The sequence below is a fragment of the Rhizomicrobium sp. genome (genome assembly GCF_056722145.1).
Genome location: NZ_JBWZET010000158.1, coordinates 1 through 11725, shown reverse-complemented (window position 1 = coordinate 11725; position 11725 = coordinate 1). Strand labels below are relative to the sequence as shown.

Below are 11725 nucleotides of genomic sequence, written 5' to 3'. Positions count from 1 at the left end.
CGGCAAACGTGTCGCGCAAGCGGGTGTAGCGGTGCGGCTGCACCACGGCGACCACCGGCCCGGCATAAGCCTGGCGCGCCGCCTTCAGGGCCGCAGCGATCTTGAACGGATTGTGGGCGTAGTCATCGATGATCGCCGCCCCATTCCATTCGCCGACGCGGGTGAACCGACGCCCGACGCCGCGGAAACTGGCGAGCGCCTTGGCGATGATCTCGTCGGAAGCGCCGAGCTGGCTCGCTACCGCGATCGCCGCCAGCGAATTCTGGACGTTGTGCTCGCCCGGCATCGGCAGGCGCAAATTCTCGAGCCGGCGTTCGGTGCCGGCCAGCCGGTCGGTGAAGATCACATCGTAGCACGACGCGCCCTCGGCAAAGCGGATGTTGACGGCGCGGACGTCGGCCTGCGGGCTCATGCCATAGGTGAGAATGCGCCGGTCGGTGATCCGTCCGACCATCGCCTGCACTTCGGGATGATCGATGCACAAGACCGCAAAGCCGTAGAACGGCACATTCTCGATGAAGCGCTGGAAGGCGTCGCGCAGATTGTCGAAGGTCTTGTAGAAATCGAGATGATCGGGATCGGCGTTGGTGACGACTGCAATCGTCGACGGCAGGCGCAGGAAGGTGCCGTCGCTCTCGTCGGCTTCCACCACCACCCATTCGCCCTGGCCGAGGCGCGCATTGGTGCCATAGGCATTGATGATGCCGCCGTTGACGACGGTGGGATCGAGCCCGCCGGCATCGAGCAGCGCCGCCACCATCGTCGTGGTGGTGGTCTTGCCGTTGGTGCCGGCGACCGCGATGCACGACTTCAGCCGCATGATCTCGGCCAGCATCTCGGCGCGGCGGACCAGCGGCAGGCCTTGATGGCGCGCCGCATCGAATTCGGCATTGCCGGGTTTGACGGCCGAGGAATACACCACGACATGAGCACCGATGAGGTTTTCCGGTGCGTGGCCGACCGCCACCGGAATGCCCATCGCCCTCAGCCGCTTGACATTATTATTGTCGGCGGCGTCCGAACCCTGAACGTGATAGCCGAGATTGTGCATGATCTCGGCGATGCCGCTCATGCCGATGCCGCCGATGCCGATGAAATGAATGGCACCGATATCGAGCGGAACGCGGGTCCCCACGGGTGCGGTCATCGCCCGCCCTCCAATTTCTCGACGAGATCGGCGAGCGCGCGGGTCGCGTCCGGCCGAGCCAATGTGAGCGCCGCTGCCGCCCGCTGGGCCAGCCCAGCCGGATCGGCGAAGGCTTCGGTCAGCATGTCGGACAGCTTTTCCGGCGTGAAATCCTTTTGCGGCAGACGCCAGCCGCCACCGACCGCGACCAGCGCTTCGGCGTTCGGGGTCTGGTTGTCGTCGAGTGCATGCGGCAGCGGCACCAGGATCGCGGGACGGCCGATGCAGGCCAGTTCCGACACGGTGCCGGCACCGGCGCGCGCAATGACGAGATGGGCATCGGCGATGCGTTGCGGCATGTCCTTGAAAAACGACGCCAGCTCGGCCTTGACGTTCATGCGTTCATAGACGCGGCGCACGCCGTCAATATCTTCCGGGCGGCATTGCTGCACGACTTCGAGCCGCGCCTTGATCGCTTCGGGCAGTCGCGCAACGGCGTTCGGCACCCGCTCGGAGAACACCCGCGCGCCCTGGCTGCCGCCGAACACCAGCAGGCGAATGGCGCCGGTCGGGGTCTCATACGCGGCAGCGCTGCGGGCGGTCACATCGGAGCGCAAGGGATTTCCGGTGTAGACGATCTTGTCGGGATGGCGCGGCAGGAAGCGCACCAGCTTGAAATTGGCGGCAATCGCCTTGACGTAATTCATCAGAAGCCGGTTGGCGCGGCCGAGCAGTGCGTCGGGCGTGAGGATCGCGGTGGGCAATCCGGCGAGACACGCCGCCAGCATCACCGGCAGGCTGGGATAGCCGCCGAACCCAACCACCGCCGCCGGCTTCAGCTTTTTCAGCTTGGCGAACGACACGAGAATGCCGGCGAGAATTTCGAACGGCGCCGCGATCAAGCCGAACACACTGCGGTCGGAAAACGCCGCCGACGGCACGATGGCGATCTCGGCGCCGGGAAAGACGTCGCCATAGCCGGTGCCGCGCTTGTCGGTCATCACCACGATTCTGTGCCCGCGCGCCATCAACTCGCCCGCCAGCGCTTCGGCCGGGAAGAGATGTCCGCCGGTGCCGCCGGCCGCCAGAACTATCGTCATGCCCTGGGCCCTCCCAGATCGATTTGCGGCCGCTGCCGCCCGATTGCCAGGATGAAACCCATGGTCAGCGCCACCGCGAACAGCGACGAACCGCCGGCCGAAATGAACGGCAGCGTCATGCCCTTGGCGGGCATCATGTTCATGGCCACCGCCATGTTGATGAACGCCTGCAAGGCCAGCGCCGTGGCGAGGCCCGCACTGGCGAGCTGCAGAAAGCTGTCGCGCGCGTTCGCCGCCTTGATCAGCAGCCTGACAGTCAAGAAGCAGAACAAAATGACGATGACGCCGCAGAGGATGAGGCCGAATTCCTCGCCTGCCACCGCAAAGATGAAGTCGGAATGCACGTCGGGCAGGCGGTATTTGACGGTGCCGGCGCCGGGGCCGACACCGAGCGGGCCGCCATGCTGGAACGCCTGCAGCGAACGGTCGACCTGCAGGCCCTTCTCGGTGGGGTGGAAGAACTGCGCCACGCGGTGCTGCACATGATGGAACTTCCATACCGCGATCGCGGCCATGGCGGCAGCGCCACCACCCATGATCGCCATCCATTTGTGCGACAGGCCGGCGAAGAACAGCATCGAAATGCAGAGCAGCACCAGGAGGAAGGTCTGGCCGACATCGGGCTGGGCGATCAAGACGCCAAGCGCCGGCGTCAACAGCAGCAGCACCATCGCAGGCTTGGGCAGCGGCGCCGGGCGCGGATCACTGAGGATCGCCGCCGCCAAAATCGCAAAGGTCGGCTTGATGAACTCCGACGGCTGCAGCGTGAAGAAGCCGAGATCGAGCCAGCGCTTGGCCCCCAGCGTCTTGGTGCCGACAAACAGCACCAGGACCGAGCCGAGGATCGCCAGCACATAGACGAGGACCGAAAGCCGCTTGACGTCTTCGGGCTTCATCAGCGACGCGCCGAACAGGATCGCGATGGCGACGCCGGCGAAAATCATCTGCTTGACGGCAAAATTGAAATTGCCTTGCGTCACCGGACCACCGCTCGCCGCCGGACTGGCTGCGACCGCCAGCATCAGACCGATGCCGAGCAGCACAAGCACGGTGATGGCGGCGCCGCGATCGACGGTCCACCACCAATCCGACAGGAAGTTGCGGCTGGCGCGGTTCATTCGCCCTCCGCTTTCAGCTTGGCCACGAGCTCGCGGAATACATCGCCACGCTTCTCGAAATCGGAAAACTGATCGAACGAGGCGCAGGCCGGCGACAACAGCACCACCGGCTCCGCCACCGCGGAGGCGCTCGCATCGGCAGCAGCAGCGGCGACGGCGGCATCAAGCGTGCCGCTCATGGCGATTTCGGCTTTGCCGTTCAGGGTTTCAGCAAAGGCTTCGGCCGCCTCGCCGATCAGATAGGCTTTGCGCACGCGCGGGAAATGCGCCTCAAGCGGCGTGATCCCGCCCGCCTTGGCACGGCCGCCGACGATCCACCATATGTCGTCGAAACAGACCAGCGCCCGCTCGGCGGCATCGGCATTGGTCGCCTTGGAATCGTTGACGAAGCGCACTTTACCGATACGGCCGACCTCCTCGATGCGATGAGCAAGGCCGGGGAACGACACGATGGCATCGGCGATGACCGCGGGATTGGCGATGAACGGCTTCACCGCGCCATAGGCGAGCGCGGCGTTCTGCCAGTTGTGAGCACCGGGAAGATGCGGCGCGGCACGAAGGTCCATCACCTTGGCGGCGCGATCGGACTGGGCGTCGTAAAGCACGCCGTCGAGCACGAAGAGGCCGCGGCCCAAGATCTTGCCGACCGAAACGGGCACGCACGGCGCGCCGCCATTGGAGGTCAGGCGGGTGAAGATGCCGGAACAATGCGCATCATCGACGCCGACGACATTGAGCCCGGCTTTCTTGGTCTGCTGCAACAGCCGCATCTTGACGGCGGCGTAGTTTTCCAGACTGCCGTGGCGGTCGATATGATCGGGCGTGATGTTGGTGAGCAGCGCCACGTCGGCGGCAAGCCCGGGCGACAGATCGACCTGATAGGACGAGATTTCCAGGACATAGATGGTCTTCGGGCCGGGCGCGTCGAGCGCCAGCGCCGGTTGGCCGATGTTGCCGCCGACCTGGGCATCGAAGCCGGCCGATTTCAGGATATGGCCGATCAGCGCCGTGGTGGTCGACTTGCCGTTGGTGCCGGTGATGGCGATGACCGGCGTCTCGGTAATGGCGCGCGCGAAGAGTTCGGTCTCGCCGATCACGTCCACGTCCCATTCGCGGGCGCGCACCACGACGTCATGCGGCCTCGGATGGGTCAGCGGCACGCCCGGCGACAGGATCACGGCGGCGAGCCGGTCCCATGGCCATTCCGACCATTCCACCGTCCTGGCACCAGCAGCGCGCGCCGCTTCGCGCAAGGCTTCCTTGTCGTCCCACGCCAAGACCTCGGCCCCGCCGGCCCGCAGCGACTTGACCGCGGCCAAGCCCGATCGCGCCAATCCGAAGACGGCGACGGTCCGGTGAGAAAAGGCGTCGGAGACGATCACGACACTACCTCAACTTCAACGTCGACAGGCCGATCAGCGCCAGAATGACCGCCACGATCCAGAAGCGGATCACGATGGTCGGCTCGCGCCAGCCGAGCTGTTCGAAATGATGATGAATGGGCGCCATGCGGAACACCCGCTTGCCCGTCAGCTTGAACGAAATCACCTGCACGATCACCGACACGGTTTCGAGCACGAACAGGCCGCCGATCACCGCCAAAACAATCTCGTGCTTGACCGACACCGCGACCGCGCCGAGCGCCCCGCCCAGCGGCAACGAGCCGGTGTCGCCCATGAAAACCGAGGCGGGCGGTGCGTTGTACCAGAGAAAACCGAGGCCGCCGCCGATCAATGCGGCCAGAAACACGGCCAGTTCGCCGGCATCGCGGACATAAACGAGCTGCAGGTAGCCAGCGAACTTCTCGTTGCCGACGCAATAGGCGATCAGGACGAAGGCCGCCGCGGCGATCATCACCGGCATGATGGCGAGGCCGTCGAGGCCGTCGGTGAAGTTCACCGCATTGGCGAAGCCGGTGATCCAGATGCCGCCGACGAAAATGAAGCCGATGCCGAGGCTGAGCACGACGTTCTTGAAGAACGGCACCGCCAGCGTGCCGTACAGGCCGACGCTCGAGGTTTCCGCCTGCATGATCAGGAAGGTGGCGAGAAAGCCGACGCCGAACTCGACCGCCAGCCTGAGTTTGCCGCTGATGCCGTCGGAGGAACGCTTGGTCACCTTCATATAGTCGTCGGCAAACCCCAGCAGGCCATAGGCCACCGTCACGAACAGCACGATCCAGACATAGGGGTTGCCGAGGTCGGCCCACAACAAAGTGGAAAAGACCACCGAGATCAGGATCAGAAGGCCGCCCATGGTCGGCGTGCCCTTCTTCTCGACGATGTGGCGCTGCGGCCCGTCGGCGCGGATCGGCTGGCCCTTGCCCTGCTTCACCTTCAGCCAGCGGATCAGGCCGGGGCCGATCCAGAAGGCGATGAACAGCGCCGTCAGCACCGCGCCGCCGGAGCGGAATGTCAGGTATTTGAACAGACGCAGGAACGGCATGTCGCCGGCGTGGGGCAGATAGAACAGGAAATGGAACATCGCTCAGCCCCCAGCCTTGATCGCCTCGATGACGGCGCCCATGCGGCTGCCGTTCGAGCCTTTCACCAGCACCGTGTCGCCGGCCTTGACCGCCGCGGCCACCTTCGGCGCCAGTTCTTTTGAGTTTGCGGCATAGACAGCGCCGACCGGCAGCGCTTCGCGCAACGACGCCATCAACGGCCCGCACAAAAAGACGAGATCGGCTGCAGCGAGATGGGGCGCCAGGCCTGCATGCAGCGCCGGACCTTCGGGGCCCATCTCGAGCATGTCGCCGAGCACCGCGATCTTGCGCCCCCGTGCCTTGGCGAGCAGGGCCAGCGCCGCCGCCATCGAGGCCGGGTTGGCATTATAGCTTTCGTCGATGATCTCGACGCCATGGGCATGGATGCGTTCGCCGCGGCCCTTGAGCGCCTGAAATCCCTTCAGCGCCGCTGCCGCCGTCGCGACATCACCACCCGCCGCCGCAACGGTGAGGAGCGCACCAAGCGCGTTCGCCGCGATGTGCTTGCCGGGGGCACCGATCACGGCGTCGACCGGATGGCCGAAAATGTCGGCCCGGATGCGTACGCCGTCGGCAGTGTCCTCGTAGTGGGTGAGCCGGGCATCGGCGCAGGCGGCGGTCCCGAAGGTGAGAATGTTGGTGACGCCAAGCTGTTTGGCGCGGGTGCGCAGGCGCTCGCAATAGGGACTGTCGAGCGGCAGCAGCGCCGGACCGCCGGGCACCAGGCCCTCGAAGATTTCCGATTTGGCGTCGGCGATGGCTTCGCAATTGCCGAAGAATTCGAGATGAGCGGGCGCAATGGTGGTGATCAAGACGATCTCGGGCCTGGCCAGCGGCACCAGTCCGCGGATTTCGCCGAAATGGTTCATGCCGATCTCGAACACGGCATAGGCGGCGTCGCGCGGGCAGCTGGCGACCGAGAACGGCACGCCCCAATGATTGTTGAACGAGGCGCCGGAAACGTGGGTCGGGCCGAGCGCGCCGAACGCCAGCTTCAGCATCTCCTTGGTGGTGGTCTTGCCGGCACTGCCGGTCACCGCGACGACCCTGGCTGCGGTGCGGGCGCGCGCAGCGCGCGCGAGGTCTTCCAGGGCGCGCTGGGTATGGGCCACCGTCAGCACCGGACCGGCCGCGTCCACCGGCTTGTGCACCAGCGCGGCCGCCGCCTTGTTCTCGAACGCGGAACTGAGGAAATCGTGACCGTCCTTGTTCTCGCCCTTGACCGCGAGATAAAGCGAGCCTTCGGTCGCCTTGCGCGAATCCAGCACCAGATTGCTGACGGCGAACGGCGCCGAGGCTTTGCCCAGCGTGGCGCGTTCGATCTCGTCCGATGTCCACAACACTTTCATGCCCGGCTCCACTCCCGCCCACCCAGTTTCACCGCCGCCTTGACCGCTTCATCGCGATCGCTGAACGGATAGACCGTCGCCCCGACGATCTGGCCGGCTTCATGTCCTTTGCCGGCGATCACCAGGATGTCGCCTATGCCCAGTTCGGCGATGGCGGTGCGGATCGCATCGGCCCGGTCGCCGATCTCGGTCGCGTCCGAGCAGCCGGCGAGGATTTCCCGGCGAATATCCTCGGCCTTTTCGGTGCGCGGATTGTCGTCGGTAACGATCACGGCATCGGCGAGGCGATGCGCGATCTCGCCCATCTGCGGACGCTTGGCGCGGTCGCGATCGCCGCCGCAGCCGAACACCACCACCAGTTTGCGCGCGGTGTGCGGACGCAAGGCGGCGAGCACATTTTCGAGCGCATCGGGGGTGTGGGCATAATCGACGAACACCGGTGCGCCTGAGGCCGCCACCGCGACTTTTTCAAGCCGCCCCGGTGCGCCTTTCAAATGCGCCAAGGCCGTGAACACCGCGTCGGCATTCTCGCCGAGCCCGATGGCAAGTCCGGCCGCGACCAGCGCGTTGGACGCCTGAAAGGCGCCGGCCAACGGCAATTCGACGATGTGCGGCTCGCCGTCGTACAGGATTTCCAGCGTCTGGCCCTCGAGCGAGGGCGTGCGCGCGATCAATTTCAGTCCGCCGCCCTGCTCGCCGACGGTGATGAGGCGCAGCCCGCGCTCGGCCGCCGCAGCGACGAACGTCTGGGCGTGATCGGCATCGGCATTGACCACCGCCGCCGCCCCGTCGCGCGCCAGATCGCGGAACAACCGCAGCTTGGCATTGAGATAATGCTCGGTGGTGGGGTGATAATCGCGATGATCGGGCGTCAGGTTGGTGAAGGCGACCGCGGCGATCTCGACGCCATCGAGCCGGTACTGGTCGAGGCCGTGGCTGGAGGCTTCCAGCGCCAGATGATCGATGCCATCCGCTTTCGCTTCGGCGAGAATCTTCTGGACTTCGATCGGGCCGGGCGTGGTGTGGTTGAGCTTGAGGGTGCGCTCCGGCGTGACGACGCCGATGGTGCCCATCGAGGCCGCGCGCTTGCCGAGCGCCGTCCAGATCTCGCGCAGAAACACGGTGATCGAGGTCTTGCCGTTGGTGCCGGTCACCGCCGCGATGGTTGCCGGCTGGGCGCCGTAAAACGCCGCCGCGAATTTGGCCAGCGCCGCCCGCGGATTTTCAGCCGCGATGAAGTCCATGCCAGCCGCCCGCACCACGCTTTCGATCTCGGGCCGGCCGAGCACGGCGACGGCGCCGCGCGCCACCGCATCGCCGACAAAGTTCGCGCCATCGCCCGTGTTTCCGGGGATGGCGGCGAACAGAAAACCGGTCTTCACCTCACGGCTGTCGCTTGCCAGACCGGTAAATTGCTTCACCGCGCCGGGCCCGACCGCCACCTTGTTACCCGCTACCATTATGGTTCTCTTTGGCGACGGTTATCGGATTGATCGGAACCCCGAGCAAGGGTGCAATGCGCGCAATCACATGCCCGGCGAGCGGCGCCGCGGTGTAACCAGCGAGTGCAAAACCGCCGGTCGCCTTGGTTCCATGCGGCTCGTCGAGCACAACGAAAACGAGATAGCGCGGCTCCTCGATCGGGAAAGTGGCACAGAAGGATGTCACCAGCTTGTGCGCCTGGTAACCATGACGGCCCGGCTTTTCCGCCGATCCGGTCTTGCCGCCGACGTCATAGCCGGGAACATCGGCTTTCTTGCCGGTGCCGTCGGTGACGATATAGCGGAGCAGATGACGCATGGTGGCGCTGGTTTCCGGCGACACCACCTGCTCGCCGCGGCTGTCGACCGGATTGCGCAGCAAGGTCGGCTGAATCCGCCGGCCGCCGTTGACGATGGACGCAGCGGCTGCGGCAAAACTGAGCGGACTAACCGAAATGCCATGACCGAAGCCGATCGTCGCGGTTTCGACGATGCCCCAGTTGGAGGGATACAGCGGGCGGGCGTGTTCCGGCAGCTCGCTTTTCAGCGGTCGCAGCAGGCCGAGGGTGGTGAGAAACTCGCGCTGGCGCGTCGGGCCCGAGCGCAGCGCAATCTGGGCAGTGCCGATGTTGGAGGACTGGGCGAGCACGTCGCGCGCCATCAGATACGCCGGCATGTGTTCGGCTTCGTGGATGGTGTACTTGCCGATCTTGAAGCCGTTGCCGATAGGAATGGATTCGTCGAGCCTGACCTTGTGGTCCTGCACCGCCAGCGCGAAGGCGAAAATCTTGAACACCGAGCCGAGTTCGTAGACGTCCTGGACCATGATGTTGCGGCCGGAATCGCCGTCGGCGAAATCGCGCGCGTTGGGATCGAAGTCCGGCAGCGACACCAGCGCCAAAACCTCACCGGTGCGGACGTCGAGCACCAGCCCGCCGGCGGCGTGGGCGTGGAACTCGGCCATCGCGGCGGCGGCGGCATCATGCAGGATGTACTGCACGCGGTTGTCGATCGAGGTGGTGATCGGCCCGTGCCCGCTGCGCACGTCGTGCTCAAGGCCGAGTTCGAGGCCGGAAACGCCCTTGCCGTCGAGATCAGTAACGCCGAGCACCTGCGCCGTGGTGCGGCCGAAGGGATAATCGCGCTTGGAATTTGGCAGGTATTCGAGGCCGGGCAGCTTCAGCGCATCGACCTTGGCGCGCATCTCCGGCACCACGCGGCGCGCGATCAACGCCGAGGAATACTTGTCGTTCAGGACCGCCTGGACGCGGGCGAGATCGGACCCGGTGGCGGCGGCGAGCGCAATCGCGGCGGCGTGCTTGTCCTTCAATTGGCGCGGACGGGCGTAGAGATCGTCGGCGGGCTGATCGCGGGCGATCAGATCGCCATTGCGGTCGAGAAAATCGGCGCGGGCGGTGAAGACGTTTTCGGATTTATGCGGCGCCGGCGGCTTGGGATTGAACGCAGTGACGTCAACCAGGCGCGCCGCCACGCCACAGAAAGCGACGAACGCGAACGCCGCTCCGAGGAGGATTCTCCTTTGCTGGACGGTGGACTGCGCCGCCATGGGCCATCACATTCCGCTGCGCATCGCGGCCTTGACGACCGGAACCTGCTGGACTTCGGCTTCGGCGCTGGCCGAGCGCACATCTTCGTTGTTCAGCGCATCGGTCCGCCGCGGCAGGTCACGCACCGAGGCGAGCTGCACCGATGGGCCGTTCTGCATACCAAGCTGGGCTTCGGCGAGCTTCTGGATCGCGGCCGGGTTGGCGACCTTCTGCCACTCGAGCTCAAGCACGCGGATGTCGCGCGTCTCGGTCTGGATCTGCTTCTCGGTGCGCGTCAGCTCCTGGCGCGCGATGCGCGTCTCTTCCGAGACGTGATAATTGGCGATGCAGGTGAAACCCATCAGCCCGACGCAGAACGTACTCACGACACGGATCATGGCTCTCTCCTAAGCGGCAAGGCGTTCGGCCGCGCGCAACTTTGCGGACCGGGCACGGGGATTGGCATGAATCTCGGCCTCGCCAGGGGTGAGCGGCTTTGAAGAGACGAGGCGGTACTGGGGCTGAACAATCGCAGCGGCAACGGGGGCGTGGCGCGAAGGCTGCGCCGCGGGTTTGCCGCGTTCGGTGAGAAAATGTTTGACGATGCGGTCTTCAAGGCTGTGAAACGCCACCACGGCAAGACGGCCCTCGGGCGCCAGGATTGCGGTCGCGGCTGCGAGGGCGCGCGTCAGTTCGCCAAGCTCGTCGTTCACATGAATGCGCAGCGCCTGGAAGGTGCGGGTCGCCGGATGGATCGGCAAGCGCTTGGCGGCCGGACCGAGCACGTCGGCAACGAGCTCGGCAAGTTCGAGCGTGCGCGACAGCGGCCGCGCCTTGACGATCGCCCGCGCAATGCGGCGAGCCTGACGCTCTTCGCCGAAGCGCTGCAGCACGTCGGCAATGTCGCGCTCCTCGGCGGTGTTGAGAAAATCGGCGGCGCTCATGCCGTCACCCGACATCCGCATATCGAGGGGCCCGTCGGCGCGGAACGAAAAGCCGCGCGCCGGCTCGTCGAACTGGAACGAGGAAACGCCGAGATCGAGCACGACGCCGTTGGTCTTGGTCTCGCCGCTCGCCGCCAGCAGCGTATCCATGTCGGAGAAGGCGCCGTGCATCAGCGTCAGCCGGCCGGGATAGGCCGCGACCAACGCCTGCCCGCGCGCGATGGCATCGGGATCGCGGTCGATGCCGAGAACGCGGCAATCGCAGGCTTCGAGAATGGCGCGGGCGTAACCGCCGCCGCCGAAGGTGCCGTCGACATAATGGCCGCCGTCGACGAGGTTGAGCGCGCTGAGCACTTCCGCCAGCATGACCGGGACATGGCTCATGGCGCGGCCTCGGTCGTCGGTGGCACGGGCGCGCTCGTTTCAGGCGCGGGCGCCGCAATCGCCGGCTGCATCGCCGCGCGGGCCGCCGCTTCCTGGGCCGAGCGGGCAACGCGTTCGGCGCGGGCATTGGCCAGACGCTTGGCCTTCACCGGCGCAAAGCTGTCCGGATTCCAGATTACGAATTTCAACCC

The 11725-nt window shown here is 65.8% G+C and carries 10 protein-coding genes and 1 pseudogene; all 11 read right to left on the bottom strand.

What is annotated here, in order from left to right:
• On the bottom strand, nt 1-1147 hold a 1147-nt coding region (gene murC / locus AC1P6P_RS08740), incomplete at its 3' end, for a UDP-N-acetylmuramate--L-alanine ligase (protein WP_481402053.1).
• Nucleotides 1144-2226 (bottom strand): undecaprenyldiphospho-muramoylpentapeptide beta-N-acetylglucosaminyltransferase, encoded by a 1083-nt coding sequence (murG, locus tag AC1P6P_RS08735; protein WP_481402052.1) that lies wholly within the window; start codon nt 2224-2226, stop codon nt 1144-1146. The genes murG and murC, both read right to left, overlap by 4 nt.
• On the bottom strand, nt 2223-3344 hold the full coding sequence (locus AC1P6P_RS08730; RefSeq protein WP_481402051.1) for an FtsW/RodA/SpoVE family cell cycle protein: 1122 nt from the start codon (nt 3342-3344) through the stop codon (nt 2223-2225). Before AC1P6P_RS08730 ends, murG begins: the two co-directional genes overlap by 4 nt.
• Nucleotides 3341-4726, bottom strand: a complete 1386-nt coding sequence (gene murD / locus AC1P6P_RS08725) for a UDP-N-acetylmuramoyl-L-alanine--D-glutamate ligase (protein ID WP_481402050.1) — start codon at nt 4724-4726, stop codon at nt 3341-3343. Before murD ends, AC1P6P_RS08730 begins: the two co-directional genes overlap by 4 nt.
• Before the next feature lie 4 nt (nt 4727-4730).
• Nucleotides 4731-5828 (bottom strand): phospho-N-acetylmuramoyl-pentapeptide-transferase, encoded by a 1098-nt coding sequence (gene mraY, locus AC1P6P_RS08720; RefSeq protein ID WP_481402049.1) that lies wholly within the window; start codon nt 5826-5828, stop codon nt 4731-4733.
• Nucleotides 5829-5831: 3 nt separating this feature from the next.
• The gene (locus AC1P6P_RS08715; protein WP_481402048.1) at nt 5832-7178 is read right to left on the bottom strand and encodes a UDP-N-acetylmuramoyl-tripeptide--D-alanyl-D-alanine ligase; all 1347 of its coding nucleotides are present in this window, start codon (nt 7176-7178) and stop codon (nt 5832-5834) included.
• Nucleotides 7175-8638, bottom strand: coding sequence for a UDP-N-acetylmuramoyl-L-alanyl-D-glutamate--2,6-diaminopimelate ligase (locus tag AC1P6P_RS08710; RefSeq protein WP_481402047.1), 1464 nt, complete (start codon nt 8636-8638; stop codon nt 7175-7177). The genes AC1P6P_RS08715 and AC1P6P_RS08710 overlap by 4 nt, the downstream gene beginning before the upstream one ends.
• Nucleotides 8625-10226, bottom strand: coding sequence for a peptidoglycan D,D-transpeptidase FtsI family protein (locus tag AC1P6P_RS08705; RefSeq protein WP_481402046.1), 1602 nt, complete (start codon nt 10224-10226; stop codon nt 8625-8627). Before AC1P6P_RS08705 ends, AC1P6P_RS08710 begins: the two co-directional genes overlap by 14 nt.
• 6 nt (nt 10227-10232) lie before the next feature.
• Entirely contained in the window at nt 10233-10604 is a 372-nt protein-coding gene (gene ftsL, locus AC1P6P_RS08700; protein WP_481402045.1) for a cell division protein FtsL, read from the bottom strand.
• A 9-nt stretch (nt 10605-10613) separates the two neighbouring features.
• Entirely contained in the window at nt 10614-11534 is a 921-nt protein-coding gene (rsmH, locus tag AC1P6P_RS08695) for a 16S rRNA (cytosine(1402)-N(4))-methyltransferase RsmH (RefSeq protein ID WP_481402044.1), read from the bottom strand.
• A pseudogene (locus AC1P6P_RS08690) lies at nt 11531-11725 on the bottom strand (2-oxoglutarate dehydrogenase, E2 component, dihydrolipoamide succinyltransferase); the annotation flags it as partial. The pseudogene AC1P6P_RS08690 and the gene rsmH, both read right to left, overlap by 4 nt.

What these genes read in the sequence shown, in the direction of transcription:
- murG (WP_481402052.1), bottom strand. Translation starts at nt 2,226, where the DNA reads ATGACGATAGTTCTGGCGGCCGGCGGCACCGGCGGACATCTCTTCCCG.
- AC1P6P_RS08730 (WP_481402051.1), bottom strand. Translation starts at nt 3,344, where the DNA reads ATGAACCGCGCCAGCCGCAACTTCCTGTCGGATTGGTGGTGGACCGTC.
- mraY (WP_481402049.1), bottom strand. Translation starts at nt 5,828, where the DNA reads ATGTTCCATTTCCTGTTCTATCTGCCCCACGCCGGCGACATGCCGTTC.
- AC1P6P_RS08715 (WP_481402048.1), bottom strand. Translation starts at nt 7,178, where the DNA reads ATGAAAGTGTTGTGGACATCGGACGAGATCGAACGCGCCACGCTGGGC.
- AC1P6P_RS08710 (WP_481402047.1), bottom strand. Translation starts at nt 8,638, where the DNA reads ATGGTAGCGGGTAACAAGGTGGCGGTCGGGCCCGGCGCGGTGAAGCAA.
- AC1P6P_RS08705 (WP_481402046.1), bottom strand. Translation starts at nt 10,226, where the DNA reads ATGGCGGCGCAGTCCACCGTCCAGCAAAGGAGAATCCTCCTCGGAGCG.
- ftsL (WP_481402045.1), bottom strand. Translation starts at nt 10,604, where the DNA reads ATGATCCGTGTCGTGAGTACGTTCTGCGTCGGGCTGATGGGTTTCACC.
- rsmH (WP_481402044.1), bottom strand. Translation starts at nt 11,534, where the DNA reads ATGAGCCATGTCCCGGTCATGCTGGCGGAAGTGCTCAGCGCGCTCAAC.